Source organism: Brevibacterium sp. S111, from assembly GCF_004745075.1.
In the GTDB taxonomy this organism is placed as follows: Bacteria; Actinomycetota; Actinomycetes; order Actinomycetales; family Brevibacteriaceae; genus Brevibacterium.
In genome coordinates, this window is record NZ_RHFH01000004.1 from 79,818 (window position 1) to 97,081 (window position 17,264).

General features: G+C 64.5%; 13 protein-coding genes. 3 read left to right on the top strand and 10 right to left on the bottom strand.

Features of this window, described 5'->3' with window-relative positions:
- Positions 1–255: 255 nt before the first annotated feature.
- Positions 256–903, top strand: a complete 648-nt coding sequence (locus tag EB836_RS06080) for a vitamin K epoxide reductase family protein (protein WP_135538560.1) — start codon at positions 256–258, stop codon at positions 901–903.
- A gap of 143 nt (positions 904–1,046) precedes the next feature.
- Here EB836_RS06080 and ndk read toward each other — a convergent pair whose 3' ends face one another.
- From ndk to EB836_RS06110, 6 genes are all read right to left on the bottom strand, one after another.
- Positions 1,047–1,466 carry a nucleoside-diphosphate kinase gene (gene ndk / locus EB836_RS06085; protein ID WP_135538562.1) on the bottom strand — a complete coding sequence of 140 codons (420 nt, stop codon included), beginning with the start codon at positions 1,464–1,466 and terminating at the stop codon, positions 1,047–1,049.
- Positions 1,467–1,548: 82 nt separating this feature from the next.
- Positions 1,549–1,914, bottom strand: coding sequence for a DUF4233 domain-containing protein (locus tag EB836_RS06090; protein ID WP_135538564.1), 366 nt, complete (start codon positions 1,912–1,914; stop codon positions 1,549–1,551).
- Positions 1,911–3,386, bottom strand: coding sequence for a folylpolyglutamate synthase/dihydrofolate synthase family protein (locus EB836_RS06095; protein WP_135538566.1), 1,476 nt, complete (start codon positions 3,384–3,386; stop codon positions 1,911–1,913). Before EB836_RS06095 ends, EB836_RS06090 begins: the two co-directional genes overlap by 4 nt.
- Complete coding sequence (gene ileS, locus EB836_RS06100; RefSeq protein ID WP_135538568.1) at positions 3,383–6,646, bottom strand: isoleucine--tRNA ligase; 3,264 nt, start codon at positions 6,644–6,646, stop codon at positions 3,383–3,385. Before ileS ends, EB836_RS06095 begins: the two co-directional genes overlap by 4 nt.
- 282 nt (positions 6,647–6,928) lie before the next feature.
- Entirely contained in the window at positions 6,929–7,684 is a 756-nt protein-coding gene (locus tag EB836_RS06105; RefSeq protein ID WP_135538570.1) for an SDR family oxidoreductase, read from the bottom strand.
- 62 nt (positions 7,685–7,746) lie between these two features.
- Complete coding sequence (locus EB836_RS06110; RefSeq protein WP_135538572.1) at positions 7,747–8,961, bottom strand: acyltransferase; 1,215 nt, start codon at positions 8,959–8,961, stop codon at positions 7,747–7,749.
- Positions 8,962–9,214: 253 nt separating this feature from the next.
- Here EB836_RS06110 and valS point away from each other — a divergent pair, with 253 nt between their 5' ends.
- Entirely contained in the window at positions 9,215–11,860 is a 2,646-nt protein-coding gene (gene valS, locus EB836_RS06115) for a valine--tRNA ligase (RefSeq protein WP_135538573.1), read from the top strand.
- Positions 11,861–12,138: 278 nt separating this feature from the next.
- Entirely contained in the window at positions 12,139–12,831 is a 693-nt protein-coding gene (locus EB836_RS06120) for an AIM24 family protein (protein WP_135538575.1), read from the top strand.
- Between the two features lie 240 nt (positions 12,832–13,071).
- Here the strand turns inward: EB836_RS06120 and EB836_RS06125 are convergent, their stop codons facing one another.
- The 4 genes from EB836_RS06125 to EB836_RS06140 all read right to left on the bottom strand — a co-directional run bounded on the left by EB836_RS06125 (position 13,072) and on the right by EB836_RS06140 (position 17,119).
- Entirely contained in the window at positions 13,072–14,358 is a 1,287-nt protein-coding gene (locus tag EB836_RS06125; protein ID WP_135538577.1) for an MFS transporter, read from the bottom strand.
- Positions 14,359–14,369: 11 nt separating this feature from the next.
- Entirely contained in the window at positions 14,370–15,653 is a 1,284-nt protein-coding gene (gene clpX / locus EB836_RS06130; RefSeq protein ID WP_135538579.1) for an ATP-dependent Clp protease ATP-binding subunit ClpX, read from the bottom strand.
- 198 nt (positions 15,654–15,851) lie between these two features.
- Positions 15,852–16,496 carry an ATP-dependent Clp protease proteolytic subunit gene (locus tag EB836_RS06135; protein ID WP_135538581.1) on the bottom strand — a complete coding sequence of 215 codons (645 nt, stop codon included), beginning with the start codon at positions 16,494–16,496 and terminating at the stop codon, positions 15,852–15,854.
- Positions 16,497–16,522: 26 nt separating this feature from the next.
- Positions 16,523–17,119 (bottom strand): ATP-dependent Clp protease proteolytic subunit, encoded by a 597-nt coding sequence (locus EB836_RS06140; protein WP_135538843.1) that lies wholly within the window; start codon positions 17,117–17,119, stop codon positions 16,523–16,525.
- Between the last annotated feature and the right edge of the window lie 145 nt (positions 17,120–17,264).

Sequence of the window (17,264 nt, forward strand, 5' to 3'; positions counted from 1 at the left end):
GGATCCTTACATGGTCCCCAGTGGACCGAAACTTGTGGATGGCACGTTCCGGCTCGCGCTCAGCGCGTAGGCCTTCGGTGCAGCCTCATCTTGTTGTCGACCTGCGAGGTCATACCCTCGACTCGGTGGAGGCCCTTCTCCTGCTCGGTGTGAGAACAGGTATCCGTCATGCCATTATGTCACAGATGTCCGTCTGAGCTGAGGTTTCGGCCCTCGGGGTTTGCCGCGGTGAGGTCGGCCAGGCATTCTTGAAGGGTGAACAGTGCACAGAGCCTCTCCGATGACATCGATGCCACTCCGACCGTCTCTTCGTGGGTGCTGAGATCCGGCCCGTTCGGGATCTTCCTCATCGTCGGCTCGGTGATCGGCTTCCTCGCTTCCTTCTCCCTGTCAGCAGAGAAGTACGAGAAGCTGGCGAATCCGGATGTCGTGCTCTCCTGCGACCTCAACCCCTTCTTCTCCTGCGGTTCGGTCATGGAGCATGCGGAGTCGGAGCTGTTCGGGTTCCCGAATCAGCTTCTGGGCATCGCCGCGTTCATCATCCCGCTGCTCATCGGTGTCCTCATCCTCTCCGGCACCAGACTGCCCGGTTGGGTGATGATCGGACTCAACCTCGGGCTCGGCCTCGGCGTGGTCCTGGTCATGTTCCTGTTCTACATCTCGATCTACAAGATCGGCGTCGGCTGTCCCTGGTGCATCGTCGTGTGGACCGTGACGATTCCGATGTTCCTGGCGGTCACCGCCCGCAATGTGCTCTCCGGCCACTTCGGCCGCGGTGTCGCAGGCAACGCGTTCGCCCGGGTCGCCGCCAAGGAGAACATCGCCTTGTCCGTGCTCTGGATGCTCATCATCTTCGCCTGCATCGTCGTCCAGTTCTGGGCGTACTTCTCCAACCTGTTCTGAGGTTCTGCAGTCCTCAGACCCTGAGCTGCAGTGAGGGCGCCCCACCGCAGCAGTGGGGCGCCCTCACTGGTCATCCGCGACCTGCGCCTGCAGGTTCGGCCTGCACCGGCACGATCGATCTGTGCTCGCGGGCCGTGGTCTGGTCAGGCTTCAGCCGGGTACCAGATGCCGATCTCGCGTTCGGCCGATTCGGTGGAGTCGGATCCGTGGACGAGGTTCTTCTGCACCTTCTCACCCCAGTCGCGGCCGAGGTCACCGCGGATCGTGCCAGGAGCCGCGCTCGTCGGATCGGTGGCGCCGGCCAGAGACCGGAAGCCGGGGATGACGCCCTGGCCGGAGGCGATGATCGACACGATCGGGCCTTCGGACATGAAGTCGACGAGCGGCTGGTAGAAGGGCTTGCCTTCGTGTTCGGCATAGTGCGCGGCCAGTTCCTCGGCCGTGGCCGTACGCAGGTCGAGCGCATCGATCGCGTAGCCCTTGGCTTCGATGCGTGCGACGATCTGTCCGACGAGGCCGCGTGCGACTCCGTCGGGTTTGATGAGGATGAGGGTACGTTCCATTCTGGTCCTTCCAAGTTCGAGTGGACGTCGGTGAACAGTCTACCCGGGCGCAACCGCGGTTCTGCCCGGAAGTGTTGGGGGCTCAGGAGCGAGCGGCGACCTCATGGTCGATGCGGGCCGACCAGTACACTGCCGCCGCCCACAGGGCGAGGAACAGAGCACCGACGAAGAACATCGAGCTGAGTACGAATCCGGAGGCCAGCAGCAGCACCTGGACGATCCAGCCGAGGATCACACCGGGTCGTTTCTCACCGATGCGACGCGGCAGCAGGATCACCGCGACGACCGCGAACACGGCGATGATCGACGCTCCGATGAGCAGCTGTCCCAGAGTCAGGGTCTGCGCCGACTTCACGGACAGACCGAAGGTCGTGAGCACGGCGAAGTAGACGACGAGGAGCTCGCAGATGAGGATCGACCCGCACAGGACGGGATACTTGGATTTCACAGATCATCTCCCCTGCCCAGCAGCAGCCGGGCCTCGGCGACGGTGTAGAGCGACCCGGTGACGACGATGCCGGGGCTCTTCGCGTCGTCGCCGTTGGCCAAGTCGATGGCCTTCATCAGCGCGGCGTTGAGGTCGGAGGCGACGAAGACGTCGTCCTCATCGACCCATTCGCGGGCCGCCTCGGCGAGGTCTTCGGCCGGCAGTGCACGGGCGCTGAGCGTCTCGCTGACGACGAACACATCCGCGCTGCGGTGAAGCTCTTCGAGCACCCCGTCGATGTCCTTGTCCTCAAGCATTGCGAGCACCATGACCACGTAGTCGAAGTCGAACGCCTCGGCGAGAGTGTCGGCGAGGACATGGGCGGCATCGGGATTGTGTGCCCCGTCGACGACGACGCTGGGTCCGGTGCGGACGAGTTCGGCGCGCCCCGGCGAGGTCACCCTCGCCAAGCCCTCGGCCACGGTCTCCAGGTCCAAGGGCTTGTCGTCGGCACCGAGGAACGCTTCGACGGCGACGAGCGCGACGGCGGCATTGTGCGCCTGGTGGACACCGTGCAGCGGTACGAAGACATCCGAGTAGACGTCCCGTCGGCCCTGCACGGTGATGAGCTGTCCGTCGACGGCACGCTGCCGGTCGAGGAGGCGGAAGTCCCTGTCCTCGGTCACCAGCGAGACCTCACGACGGGCTGCTTCGGCATCGAGCACGACCTGCGCGGTTTCGTCCTGAACTGCGCTGACGGCGACCGGGGTCGGTGCCGGGCTCGGCTCGACAGTGCGGTCGAGGATGCCCGACTTCGTGGTGGCGATCTCCTCGATCGAGTCGCCGAGGAATGCCTGATGGTCGAGTCCGACCTTTGTGAACACGCACACCTGAGCGTCGGCGACGTTCGTCGAATCCCACTGCCCGCCCATGCCGACCTCGGTGATGACGACATCGACGGGCGCATCGGCGAACACGGCGAAGGCGAGCACGGTCAGCGCCTCGAAGTAGGTGAGCTTCGCGCGGCCTTCGGCCTCGAGCTGGGCGTCGACGATCTCGAGGTAGGGGGCGATCTCATCGAAGATCCGCACGAATGTCTCCGCCGACACGGGCGCGCCGTCGACGGAGATCCGCTCGGTCACCGAATGCAGGTGCGGGCTTGTGAACCGGCCGACCCGCAGTTCGTGCGCGGTGATGAGCGAGTCGATCATCCGTGCCGTGGATGTCTTCCCGTTCGTGCCCGTCACCGTGATCGTCGGGGCGGCGGTGTGGATATCGCCGAGGAGCTCACAGGCCCGCGACGTCGCGTCGAGACGCAGTTCGACCTGGGTCTCTCCCGCTCGAGCGAGCAGCAGGGCGTAGACCCGAGCGAGTTCGGCCCGGGAGGCTTCCTGGGCCTGCGGGTCGATCGCGGCCGCGGAGTCCTGACCGGGGCCCTGGGTGCTGTCGTTCCCGGACGTGGTGTCCGCGACGCGGCTATCGTCGTTGCTCATACCGGGCTCACCGCCAGACGGGTGCCTTCCGGCAGCTCTTCGGGGGTGAAGACCTCACCGCCGTCGGCGGACTGGCCGAAGGTCAGCGAAGAGGCCAGGGTCTCTCCCGCGATGAGGCCCGAGTGGGGCTCGAGGGCGGCTGCCACTTCGGCGTTCGCTTCGATCGTCACGGCGATCCGGTCGGAGATGTGCAGGTCGAGCTGCTTGCGGATGCCTTGGATGGCGCGGACGGTGTCACGCGCCATGCCTTCGGCTTCGAGCTCCGGGGTGACCCGGGTGTCGAGGGCGATGAAGCCGGAGTCCAGTGCCGCGAGCTCCATGCCCTCGGTGCCGGATTCGGCCACCGAGTCCAAGGTGTATTCGCCTTCGACGAGTTCGATGCCGCCGCTGATGACGGTGCCGTCGGTGACCGACCAGTCGCCGGTCTTCGACGCCTTGATGACCTGCTGGACCTGCTTGCCCAGGCGCGGGCCCGCCGCCCGGGCGTTGACGACGAGGTTCTGCGACAGGGAGAACCCGGCCGCCTCCGCCTCGTCGACGTCGAGGACCGATACGGTGCGGACGTTGAGCTCATCGGCGATGATGTCGGTGAAGTCGCTGCCGAGCTCGGTGTCCGTGGCCACCGTCATCTGCGACAGCGGCAGCCGCACACGCAGATGGTGGGCCTTGCGCACCGAGGACGCGGTCGAGCAGATATCGCGAGTGAGATCCATCGCCGCCACCAGGTCGGCATCGGCGGGGAACGCCGCGGCGTCGGGGTAGTCGGCCAGGTGCACCGACCGTTCGCCGGTGAGTCCGCGGTAGATCTCTTCGACCGTGAACGGCAGCAGCGGGGCCGCGACCCGGCAGAAGGCTTCGAGGCAGGTGGAGAACACGTCGAAGGACTCGTGCGTGTCGACGCCGCCGTCCCAGAAACGGCGGCGCGATCGCCGCACGTACCAGTTCGTGAGCATATCGAGGTAGCTTCGCACGAGATCGCAGGCGGACCAGATGTCGAGTCCGTCCATCGCCTCGGCGAATTCGACGATGAGGTCATGGGTCTTGGCCAGCAGGTACCGGTCGAGGACCTGGGAGGAGTCGTATCGGGTCTGCGACTGATAGCCGGTCTGCCCCCCGTCGACCCCGTCGGCGGCATTGGAGTAGGTGGCGAAGAACTGCCAGGTGTTCCACAGCGGGAGCACGACCTGGCGGACTCCGTCGCGGATGCCCTGCTCGGTGACGACGAGGTTGCCGCCGCGCAGAATCGAGGAGGCCATGAGGAACCAGCGCATCGCGTCCGAGCCGTCGCGGTTGAAGACCTCGTTGACATCGGGGTAGTTGCGCAGCGACTTCGACATCTTCTGTCCGTCCGAGCCGAGGACGATGCCGTGGGAGATGCAGTTCGTGAACGCCGGACGGTCGAAGATCGCGGTGGCGAGCACGTGCAGCAGGTAGAACCAACCGCGGGTCTGGCCCACGTATTCGACGATGAAGTCTGCGGGGAAATGGTTGTCGAACCATTCGGAGTTCTCGAACGGGTAGTGCACCTGGGCATAGCTCATCGACCCGGAGTCGAACCAGACGTCGAAGATCTCAGGAATGCGGCGCATCACCGACTTGCCGGTCGGGTCGTCCGGGTTCGGACGGGTCAGGTCGTCGACCCACGGGCGGTGCAGGTCCACTTCGCCGGAGTCATTGACCGGAAGGCGTCCGAAGTCGGCTTCGATCTCGGCCAGAGAGCCGTAGACGTCGGTGCGGGGATAGGAGGGATCAGAGGAGATCCACACCGGGATGGGCGACCCCCAGAAGCGGTTGCGCGAGATCGACCAGTCGCGGGCGTTCTCCAGCCATTTGCCGAATTGGCCGTGCTTGACGTTCTCGGGCACCCAGGTGATCTGCTCGTTGAGTTCGACCATACGATCCTTGAACTCGGTGACGCGGACGAACCAAGACGACACCGCACGGTAGATCAGCGGGTTCCGGCAGCGCCAGCAGTGCGGGTACGAGTGCTCGTAGGACTCGTGACGGACCAGCAGAGCATGGCGCGATTCCATCGGGCCGGTGTGATTGCGCAGGTCCTTGATGATGGCCTTGTTCGCATCGAAGACCAGTTGGCCGGCGTAGTCGGCCACGGTCGATTCGAAACGACCGGCGTCGTCGACGGGGCGGGCGGCGGTGATGCCGTAGGAGTCGGTGAGCTCCTTGTCCTCTTCACCGAAAGCCGGCGACTGGTGGACGATGCCGGTGCCGTCTTCGACGGTGACGAAGTCCGCGGCGAGGATGGTGTGCATGTTCTCACCGAATTCCTCCTGGCGGCCCTCGAAGTACGGGAACGGAGGCTCGTAGGCGGCGCCGACGAGTTCGCTGCCGGCGAAGGTGCGCACGATCTGCGGGTCCTCACCGAGCTCTCGGGCGTACGCGCCCAGTCGCGCCTCGGCGAGGATGAGGGTTCTGCCCTGCAGCTCCTCGGCTCCGTCGGTGCCGGGGATCACTGCGACGAGCGGGATCTCGGGGTTGACGGCCACCGCCTGGTTCGACGGCACGGTCCACGGGGTCGTGGTCCAGATGAGGACCCACTCTTCGGAGTCCTTGAGTTTGTACCCGATCGTCACTGCCGGGTCCTGGCGCATCTTGTAGACATCGTCGTCCATGCGCAGCTCATGGTTCGACAGCGGTGTCTCGTCCTTCCAGCAGTACGGCAGGACCCGGTAGCCCTCGTAGACGAGGCCCTTGTCCCACAGCTGCTTGAACGCCCAGATGACGCTTTCCATGTAGTCGACGCCCAGCGTCTTGTAGTCGTTCTCGAAGTCGACCCAGCGTCCCTGTCGGGTGACATACTCCTCCCACTCCTTCGTGTAGCGAAGGACGGAGGAGCGGCAGGCGTCGTTGAAGGCGGCCAGCCCCATCCGGCCGATCTCGGACTTGTCCGTGATTCCCAGCTGGCGTTCTGCCTCGAGCTCGGCGGGCAGGCCGTGGGTGTCCCAACCGAAGCGACGCTCGACCTTCTTCCCGCGCATCGTCTGGAAGCGCGGGACCACGTCCTTGACGTAGCCGGTGAGCAGGTGACCGTAGTGGGGCAGACCATTGGCGAAGGGTGGGCCGTCGTAGAAGACGAACTCATTCTCACCGTTGACGCCGGCATCCCGCTGTTCGATCGACGCTTTGAATGTGTCGTCCTCCTGCCAATAGCGGAGCACAGCGTCTTCGATCTCCGGAAAGTTCGGAGAGGCGGAGAGGCCGAAGGTCGAAGTCGATACCTTGGGGTAGAGAGGCTGAGTCATGAGCGTCCTTCTGGGTCACTGCGGTCACTGACACGAGGACGACAGTCTGCCGCGGTACCACCTCGCTTATCCGCAGTCGGTCCCGATGGGGCCGGGCCGCGGATCGCTCATTGTCAGGACTGTGACGGATCCACCCGTCCGGTTCTACTGAGATCCCCGCGATGGCTCGCAGGGTCCGTTCTTCCGGATGCTCCCCGGTGATGGCCGGATCAACGCACATCCCATCGTATACCCCATGGCCGCGCCCGGAAACTTCGCTTCGGCGCAGCCAAGGGGTGATGATCACAGCCCCTTGTGCCTGGCCACCTTGTACTGCTCGGCCTGCGCGATGGGACGAATGACCATGAGATCGACGTTGAAGTGATGCGGACGGGTGAGCGCGTAGACCACCGCGTCGGCGACATCCTCGGCGGTCAGCGGATTCTCGACGCCTTCGTAGACCTTCGCCGCACCCTCCTCGTCTCCCCCGAGCCGTTTGACGCTGAACTCCTCGGTCGCGACCATGCCCGGAGCGATCTCGATGACCCGCACCGGCTGGCCGAGCAGCTCGAGTCGCAGGGTGGCCGCAATCGTATGCGAGCCGTGCTTCGTCGCCACATAGCCACCGCCCTTCTCATACGCCTGGTGCCCGGCGGTCGAGGACATCACGGCGATGTCTCCGCGACCGGAGTCGATGAGTCCGGGCAGGAGTGCTTTGACGACGCGGAGGACACCGAGGACGTTGATGTCGAACATCTTCTTCCAGCCCTCGACATCGGAGTCGGCGATGGTGTCGACGCCGAATGCGGCTCCGGCATTCGCGACGAGCGAGTGCACGGCTCCACCGGCGAGCACCTCGGCGGCCATGGATTCGACGGCGGCGTCATCGGTGAGGTCGGCGACGATGTAGCTGGCTCCGGTCTCCTCGGCGAGAGCCTTGAGCTTGTCCTCACGGCGGGCCACGGCGACAACATCCCAGCCCTGGTCGCGCAGCTGCCGAACGGTGGCGGCGCCGATGCCCGAGCTCGCGCCCGTCACCACTGCTCTCAGTGTTTCCATCTCCGTACTCCCTGGTCTCGGTTCCGGTGATCGCGGGCACGATCACCTGTTTCGAGCCCAGTCTACGGACTCTCCGGCTCCAGCGGGTCGGGATCCGAGGCGTGCGGGGACAACGGCTCAACCGATGCCCCCGCTTGGCCCGGCGGCTGAGGATGTTCGTGTGCGCCTTCGGCCTTCGACTCACGCTGCTCCTTCGCTGTGGGCCGCGAGTGCGGGTTGCGTGGCCCGCCCTCGCCGAAGACCGCGCGGACTCCGGGGATCTTCACGGCCAACCAGGTGACGGCGGCGCAGATGACGGTGTAGGCAAGCGGCATGACGAAGGCGTGCAGCAGGACTCCGGCAACAGTCGTCGGCAGTCCCATCTCATTGCGCACCGGGTAGAGGACGAGCGGGTGGAGGAGGAAGACGCCGAAGGAATACGGGTAGAACCAGTGGAGGAAGCCGAAACCGGTGCGCAGGTGGTGGTGGAAGAGCAGATAGGCCGACAGCGAGGCGATGACGACGCCCGGAGACAGGTACTCGTAGGGAAACATCCACGGTTTCTCGCCCGAGCCGAAGCCTGCCCACAGAGCGGTCACGGCGATCGATCCGATGAGGCTGACCCAGGCGAGCACGACGGCCCTTCTGCTCAGCACGATGTCGCGCAGCACCCAGCCGAGGATGTAGAAGCCGGCCATGGGCAGGAAGCGGGTGGCGATATTGGCCTCGCCGACGTCGAAGATCATCGACACCCACTGGTCGAGCATGCCGATGCCCAGGAAGATCAGGCCCGTGCCCCATTGCAGACGGCGGGAGCCGTGGACGCTGAGGAGACGGAAGAACGGGGTGAGCAGGGTCAGGCCCGCGAGGACGTAGAGGAAGTAGAGCTGAACGAACGGCGAACCGGTGAGGATGGCGATCCCCGGGCTCCAGCTCTCATCGTCAGGCTGGAGATAGTAACGGCGGAACAGAACGTAGACGGCCGTCCAGAACACGAGCGGGATGCCGATGCGCCACACACGCTTGCTGAGGAACTTCCGAGGTTTGCTCCCACGCACGGGGTCGAGCGCCAAGGCACCGGAGATCATGATGAACACCGGCACCGACCACCGGCAGGCGGAGTCGATGAGATTGGCCAGCCACCAGTCGGGGCCCATGTCCGCGAAATTCTGTTCGACCACGGTGCCCAGGGAGTGGATGGCGACGACGGCGACGATCGCGATCGCCCGAGCCGGGTTCATCCACGCCGTCGAGGTGGCAGGCGGATTCTCTGTCGGAATTCTGTCCAAGGGCGCCATGCGTCCATATTCTCATTGACCGCCGCGCTCGCGTCTCAACTCGCATTCAGAGCATGAGCCCTGGCGCTCCTCCTCCGTCCTGACGAACGGCTTCCCGACATTCCGGGCCACCTCCTCGGTGCGGTTCCTTGGGGGCGTGCAGCCGCCTCGCCGATCGGTTTCGACACGGTCGGCGAATTTCGCCTGTGTTCCGGCGCGGCCGGGGCGGGAACCGGTTTGGCCAGAAGCGAACCGGGTGAGAAAATCAGCAATTATGAACACACCTGCCTTTTCGGACTCGACGCACGAGTCAGTGAACCTGCCTGACAAGCCCGCCCTTGAGGGTCTGCGGGACAAATGGGACGCCGCGTGGAGCGAGCAGAACGTCTACGCCTTCGACGTCGAGACCGATCGTGAGCAGGTCTACTCGATCGACACTCCCCCGCCCACGGCTTCGGGGTCCCTGCACGTCGGGCACGTGTTCTCCTACACGCAGACCGACATCATCGCCCGCTACCAGCGCATGACCGGCAAGAATGTGTTCTACCCGCTCGGCTGGGATGACAACGGACTGCCCACCGAACGCCGGGTGCAGAACTACTACGGAGTCACCTGCGACCCCAGCGAAAGCTACGACCCGAATTTCCAGCCGCCGGAGAAGGCGCCGAAGAATTCTCGTGACTTCGTGAAGATCTCACGCCAGAACTTCATCGAGCTGTGTGAGAAGCTCTCGGCCGAGGACGAGCACGTCTTCGAGGACCTGTTCCGGTCCACCGGCCTGTCCGTGGACTGGAAGTACACGTATCGCACGATCGACGACGACTCCCGCGCCGTGAGCCAGCGCGCCTTCCTCAAAGACCTCGAGTGCGGCCACGCCTACTCCCAGGACGCCCCGACGATGTGGGATGTGACCTTCGGAACCGCCGTGGCCCAGGCCGAGCTCGAAGACCGGGAGAAGGACGGCGCCTACCACAAGGTGAAGTTCTTCCCCGAAGGTGCCGATGGACTCGCCGACACCTCGGCCGAACCGATCATCATCCTCACCTCCCGCCCCGAGCTCATCCCGGCCGTCGTCGCCCTCGTCGCTCACCCCGATGACGAACGCTACGCCTCCCTGTTCGGCACGAACGTCGTCTCACCCCTCTTCGGCGTCAGCGTCGAGGTGCGTGCCCATGAGCTCGCGAAGTCCGACAAGGGAACCGGCATCGCCATGGTCTGCACCTTCGGCGACCTCACCGACGTCACCTGGTGGCGTGAACTCGATCTGCCCACACGTGCGGTGATCAACCGCGGCGGCCGCCTCAACCTCGAGGTTCCCGAGTGGATCGCGTCCTCGCCGAAGTCCGATGCCGTGGCCAACTACGAAGCTCTGGCGGGCAAGACGACGTTCTCCGCCCGCAAGGACATCGCGCAGATGCTCATCGATTCCGGTGATCTCATCGGAGAGATCGAACCGATCACGCACCCGGTTCCGTTCTATGAGAAGGGCGACAAGCCGCTCGAGGTCGTCACCAGCCGCCAGTGGTACATCCGCAACGGCGGTCGCTCCGCCGAACTGCGCGATGCGCTCATCGCCCGCGGACGCGAGATCGAATGGCACCCGACGTTCATGCGCTCACGCTATGAGAACTGGGTGGAGAATCTGCACGGCGATTGGCTGGTCTCCCGTCAGCGCTACTTCGGTGTGCCGATTCCGCTGTGGTACCGCCTCGATGCCGATGGGCAGCCCGACTACGAGGATCCGATCGTTCCCGAATCGCTTCCCGTCGATCCCATCGCCGAGGTGCCCGCCGGCTTCACCGATGACCAGCGTGACGTACCCGGCGGGTTCACCGCCGATCCCGATGTCCTCGATACCTGGGCGACGTCGTCGCTGACTCCGCAGCTGCTCGGCGGCTGGTCACGCGACGAGGAGTTCTTCGGCAAAGTCTTCCCCTTCGACCTGCGCCCCCAGGGACACGACATCATCCGCACGTGGCTGTTCTCCACCGTGGTGCGCGCGAATTCGCTCAATGATGCGGCTCCGTGGAAGCACGCGGGACTCTCGGGCTGGATTCTCGATCCGGACCGGAAGAAGATGTCGAAATCGAAGGGCAACGTCGTCGTGCCCTCGGACATCCTCGGCGAGGCCAAGCCCGGGTTCGGCCCCGATGCGGTGCGATATTGGGCTGCGAGTGCGAAGCTCGGTGCCGATACCGCCTATGACGTCACTCAGATGCAGATCGGGCGCCGTCTGGCCATGAAGCTGCTCAACGCCTCGAAGTTCGCACTGGCGCAGGGCGTGCACTCCGGTCTCATCGGTGCACTCGGTGCGGTCACCCACGATCTCGACCGTGCACTGCTCACGCGGCTGTCCGCGGTCGTCGACCAGGCCGGAGCGCATATGGCCGCCTACGACTACGCCCATGCTCTGCGTGTGGCCGAGAGCTTCTTCTGGGAGTTCACCGACGACTACGTCGAGCTCGTCAAGGATCGTTCATACGGTTCGACAGGCGAGGACGATCAGCTGTCTGCCCATGTCACGCTCGCCACAGCGCTCGATGTGCTGCTGCGCCTGTTCGCTCCATTCATGCCCTTCGTGACCGAAGAGGTCTGGTCCTGGTGGCGCACCGGTTCGATCCACCGTGCGCCGTGGCCGGCGGATGAGTCGCTGAGCCACCCGGAGTCGAGCGTGGATCCGGAGCTGTTGGCGTCGGTGGCTGCGGCCCTGACCGAGATCCGCCGCACGAAGACCGAAGCGAAGGTCTCGCAGAAGACCGGCGTCGCCTCGGTGACGATCCAGGCACCGGCTGCAGTCGTCGCTGCGATCAAGTCTGCCGAAGGCGATCTCAAGGCCGCCGGCCGTGTCGAATCGCTGACCACCGTCGAAGCCGGCGAGGAGATCAGCGTCGACGAGATCACCTTCGTCGACCAAGCCTGACCGGAGAGCTCTCGCCCGGTCCGCAGCATCGGACCCCATGGCACCCACCACGACGTCACATCGCCGGCGGCGGATGCCATGGGGTTTCTTCGACTCTTCCGACGACAGCCCCGGGATGCGGCCGAGACTGCGCGGGCCCCTGTTTCTGTCACGGCGGAGCATCTCGAGTGTTCCCGAATGGGCACACGGCTGGCCGGGGACGACGGCCTCGCCCACGTACTATGGTTTCGACACCATAACCAGTCAGGACCTCCTGCCTGAAGAAAGGCCCACGGAACGTGAGAAGCGAACTCTTTTCCCAGCGCAATGCCGAGATCCAGAATCAGGATCGCTGGACCCTCCAGTCGAAGAAGATGCTGCGCACGGTGGTCACGCCGAACGCACCGATGATCGCCACCAAGGGCGCCATGGTCGCCTACCAGGGCGACGTCCGCTTCACCCACCAGGGCTCGAAGTCGGTCGGGCAGTTCATGAAGAAGGCAGCCACCGGCGAGGGCGGCAATGTCATGCGCGTCGAAGGTCACGGCGAAGTGTTCTTCGCTCGCGAAGCGTCGAACATCTTCATGATGGCTCTCGAAGGGCCCCAGGACGCTCTGACCGTCAACACCTCGAACCTGCTGGCCTTCGACGACGCGCTCAACTGGGAGATCAAGCGCATCAAGGGCGGTGTCGGTGCCATGGTCAGCGGCTCGGGACTGTTCAACCTCGAACTCGCCGGGCAGGGTACCGCGGCCATCTGCTGCAAGGGAGATCCGATGGTTCTCGACTGCTCGCAGCAGCCGACCTTCGTCGACCCGCAGGCCGCAGTGTGCTGGTCCTCGGCTCTGGCACCACAGATCAAGACCGATGTCAGCGTCGGCACGTTCTTCGGCCGCGGCTCCGGCGAATCCGTGCAGCTGGCCTTCCACGGACCCGGCTTCGTCGTCGTCCAGCCCGCGGAGAATGCCGTCTATTCGGCGACTTCCAACTGACCCGGCCGCACTGATCCGCGCGGCAGTCTCTTGCCGCGCGGCAGTTGCGAGCACCATCCCCCACCAGCAGCTTCACACCACCCCGGTGCACCAGTGGGTTCTGTCGCCGACGGTGACTGATGCCGAAACTATCGGTGCAGACAGTCGGGTGCGCGAGGACGTACGGGCTGCGGTGCGCAGTGCGGAAACCGGTGAGGGCTGCGGGCGCGCGGTTCTGCCCGGCGCAGCGGCATCGGTGAGTCAGTCGACGGTGACGGAGTGCTCGGAGTCGCCGCGGTCGACCCGGTACCTCCTGAAGACCGGGAAGATGAAAGCGCAGGCGAGCACGAGCACGATGACAGCGATGCCGCCTCCGGCCGAGGCGACCGTCGTGTTCGTCACCGCGGCCGCCGAACCGTGGAGCAGATCGGCGACGCGCGGCCCTCCGGCGACCACGACGATGAAGACACCCTGCATCCGACCGCGCATGTCATCGGTCGCGGCCTCCTGAAGCATCGTGGACCTGAACGCAGAGGAGATGATGTCCGCTCCCCCGCCCACGGCCAGTGCGCCCAAAGCGACGACGAGTGCGACGAGCCAGAGATTCGACACGAGTTCGAGGCTGAGACCGAAGACCGTCATCGCCGAACCCCACACGACGATCGCGATGATCACCGCCAGACCCTGCCGTTCGACCCGGGACACCCAGCCGGAGAAGATACCGGCCAAGGCGCTGCCGGCGGCCAAAGCGGCGAAGAGCAGCGAGAAGACGATGCCGCCCTCGTCCGGTCCGTCGAAGGTCTCGGTGGCGATCTGCGGAAACAGAGCCCGAGGCATTCCGAAGACCATGGCGATGACATCGACGAGCAGAGACACCATGACGACGGTGTTCGTCCTGAGATACCGGAATCCGTCGATGATGCCTTTGAATCCCGAACGGGTATCGGGCTGCTTCTTCGGCGGGAGGGACGGGAGTCTGACGACGGCGTAGAGGGTCGCGAAGAGGAACACCGCGTCGAGGACATACAGCAGCTGATACCCGAAGAGCGGGATGAGGGCTCCGCCGATGACCGGACCGATGACCGCGCCCAAGGTCATCACCGTCATGTTCAGCGAGTTCGCGGCGGGCAGCAGTCTCAGCGGCACGATCGTCGGCAGCAGCGCCCCTTTTGCGGGTTGGTTGAGACCGAAGAATGCCTGCTGCAGGGAGAATGTGCACAGCAGCAGCCACACGTTCTCCAATCCCAGGAGAGCCCAGAGCGCCAGCAGCGCGCTGGTGACGATGAGGCCGATCGTCGAGATGACGAGAAGTCTGCGGCGATCGACGACATCAGCCAGTGAACCGCCCCACAGTCCGAAGACGACGAGTGGAACGAAGCCGAAGGCTCCGGCCAGTCCGACATACGCCGAGGACCCGGTGATGTGGAAGATCTGTGCAGGAATGGCCACGACCGTCATCTGCGCACCGATGACGGTGACGATATTGGCCAACCACAGCCGCCTAAAAGCGGCGTACTTCAGCGGTCGGGTATCAGCGAAGAGCCTCATGTGTCAGAGGCTCAGGCAGATTTCTTGTTCGTCCTGTTCCGCGACTTCGGCACGAGCGTCGGTGCGACATTGCTGTCGACGACCTCCTTGGTCACGACCACCTCGGCGATGTCCTCTCGCGAGGGCACATCGAACATGACAGGTTGCAGGACCTCTTCCAAAATCGACCGCAGTCCGCGAGCACCCGTGCCGCGCAGCAGCGCGAGATCGGCGATGGACTCGAGGGCGTCGGTTTCGAAGGTCAGCGAGACATTGTCGAACTCGAACATGCGCTGATACTGCTTGACCAGGGCGTTCTTCGGTTCGGTGAGGATCGACATGAGCGCCGCGCGATCGAGGTTGGACACCGTGGCCAGCACGGGCAGGCGGCCGATGAACTCGGGAATGAGGCCGAACTTGAGCAGATCTTCGGGCAGGATGTCGGCGTAGAGGTCCTCTTCGTCGTTCTTCGACTGCAGCAGGGCTCCGAAGCCGATTCCGTGCTTGCCCTTGCGACCGGCGACGATCTCTTCCATCCCGGCGAATGCGCCGGCGACGATGAAGAGCACATTGGTCGTGTCGATCTGCAGGAAGTCCTGATGAGGGTGTTTGCGACCACCCTGCGGAGGCACCGAGGCCTGCGTGCCTTCGAGGATCTTCAGCAGTGCCTGCTGCACCCCTTCACCGGAGACGTCTCGGGTGATCGACGGGTTCTCCGACTTGCGGGCGATCTTATCGATCTCGTCGATGTAGATGATGCCGTGTTCGGCGCGCTGGATGTCGAAGTCGGCGGCCTGGATGAGCTTGAGCAGGATGTTCTCGACGTCTTCGCCGACATAGCCGGCCTCGGTCAGCGCGGTGGCATCGGCGACGGCGAAGGGCACGTTCAGGCGCCTCGCCAGTGACTGCGCCAGATAGGTCTTACCGGACCCGGTGGGACCGACGAGGAGGATGTTCGACTTCGCGATCTCCACTTCGTTCTCGCCGCCGAGTGTCTTCGTGTCCTCACCGGACTGCAGGGAGCGGATTCGCTTGTAATGGTTGTAGACGGCCACGGACAGAGCCTTCTTCGCCGGTTCCTGACCGACGACGTACTCCTGCAGGAAGTCGAAGATCTCACGCGGCTTGGGCAGCTCGAGTTCCGCCTGATCAGGAGTGGATTCGCTGAGTTCCTCTTCGATGATCTCGTTGCAGAGCCCGATGCATTCATCGCAGATGTAAACACCAGGTCCGGCGATGAGTTTCCGAACCTGCTTCTGGGACTTCCCACAGAAGTTGCATTTGAGCAGGTCTGCTCCGTCCGCACTGCGAGCCACTGTCACAACCTTTCGCCAGGACGCTTGGCCCCAACTCTACCGCTCGTGTTTCCTGTACCTCAATAGCTTCCCATACGTGGCTGACGCGAGCCGCCAGCAACGTCATTCGGTGTGTCGGCCGGCGAAGCCGAAAACGGGCCCGCACGGTCATCGCCGTACGGGCCCGTTGACACCGGAATCGTTCGGTCCCCGAAGGGCTCAGCTCGCGTTCTTGCGCGAGGAGAGCACCTGATCGACGAGGCCGTAGTCCTTGGCCTGCTCGGCCGTGAGGAAGAGGTCGCGTTCGATGTCGTTCGAGACCTGCGAGGCTTCCTTGTTCGAGTGCTTGGCCAGAGTCCCCTCGAGCCATTCGCGCATCCGCAGCACTTCAGCGGCCTGGATCTCCAGGTCGGACGCCTGGCCCTGCCCCTGCCCCTGCATGGCCGGCTGGTGGATGAGCACACGCGCGTTCGGCAGGGCCAGTCGCTTGCCGGGAGAACCGGCGGCGAGCAGCACGGCGGCGGCCGAAGCGGCCTGGCCGAGGCAGACGGTCTGGATCTCCGGCTTGATGTACTGCATCGTGTCGTAGATCGCTGTCATCGCGGTGAACGAACCACCGGGCGAGTTGATGTAGAGGGTGATGTCCCGGTCGGGATCCTGCGACTCGAGGACGAGCAGCTGAGCCATGACATCGTCGGCGCTGGTGTCATCGACCTGCGCACCGAGGAAGACGACACGGTCGTCGAAGAGCTTCGTGTACGGATCCTGGCGTTTGAAGCCGTAAGGGGTGCGCTCCTCGAACTGCGGCATGACGTAACGTGACTGCGGCATGTTCGACGCCGTCGAACCCGGCATAAAGTTCATTGAATTCATTCTTCCCTCACTCCTGCTCAGTTGTTCTCGACGTCGGACGCGCGGGTGACCATCTTGTCGATGAAGCCGTACTCGAGGGCCTCCTCGGCGGTGAACCAGTGGTCGCGATCATTGTCCTTGAGGATCTGCTCGAGCGACTTTCCGGTCTGCTCGGCAGTCAGTTCGGCCATCTGCTTCTTCATGTGCAGGATGAGCTCGGCCTGGATCTTGATATCGGTGGCGGTGCCGCCGATTCCGCCGAGCGGCTGGTGCATGAGGATGCGAGCGTGCGGGGTCGCGAAGCGCTTGCCCGGGGTTCCCGAGGACAGCAGGAACTGTCCCATGGAGGCGGCCATGCCCATCGCCACGGTCGACACGTCGGGCTTGATGTACTGCATGGTGTCGTAGATGGCCATGCCGGCAGTGACCGAGCCGCCGGGTGAGTTGATGTAGAGCGAGATATCGGCGTCCGGGTCCTCAGCGGCCAGCAGCATCATCTGCGCACAGATCGCGTTGGCGTTGTCGTCGCGCACCTCTGAACCGAGCCAGATGATGCGCTCCTTGAGAAGACGATTGAAGATATGGTCGTCCAGGCCCATTCCCCCACCGGCGTCGAGGCCGACGGGAGCTGTCATGTCGTGTGCGCTCACGTTTCACTCCTGTGTTCTGTGGATGGCTTGTTATGGACTCTAACCTCTGACCACCGGGTTTTAGTCCGCGGCGAGGCCTGTGTTCGCCCTCAGCGTGATCGTCGAGTCCGGATACGGCGAGACGGTGGGG

Bases quoted from the DNA above. Each gene is read 5' to 3' on its own strand.
- EB836_RS06140 (WP_135538843.1), bottom strand. From the start codon at position 17,119: ATGACAGCTCCCGTCGGCCTCGACGCCGGTGGGGGAATGGGCCTGGAC.
- EB836_RS06135 (WP_135538581.1), bottom strand. From the start codon at position 16,496: ATGAACTTTATGCCGGGTTCGACGGCGTCGAACATGCCGCAGTCACGT.
- ndk (WP_135538562.1), bottom strand. From the start codon at position 1,466: ATGGAACGTACCCTCATCCTCATCAAACCCGACGGAGTCGCACGCGGC.
- EB836_RS06110 (WP_135538572.1), bottom strand. From the start codon at position 8,961: ATGGCGCCCTTGGACAGAATTCCGACAGAGAATCCGCCTGCCACCTCG.
- EB836_RS06095 (WP_135538566.1), bottom strand. From the start codon at position 3,386: ATGAGCAACGACGATAGCCGCGTCGCGGACACCACGTCCGGGAACGAC.
- EB836_RS06105 (WP_135538570.1), bottom strand. From the start codon at position 7,684: ATGGAAACACTGAGAGCAGTGGTGACGGGCGCGAGCTCGGGCATCGGC.
- valS (WP_135538573.1), top strand. From the start codon at position 9,215: ATGAACACACCTGCCTTTTCGGACTCGACGCACGAGTCAGTGAACCTG.
- EB836_RS06125 (WP_135538577.1), bottom strand. From the start codon at position 14,358: ATGAGGCTCTTCGCTGATACCCGACCGCTGAAGTACGCCGCTTTTAGG.
- ileS (WP_135538568.1), bottom strand. From the start codon at position 6,646: ATGACTCAGCCTCTCTACCCCAAGGTATCGACTTCGACCTTCGGCCTC.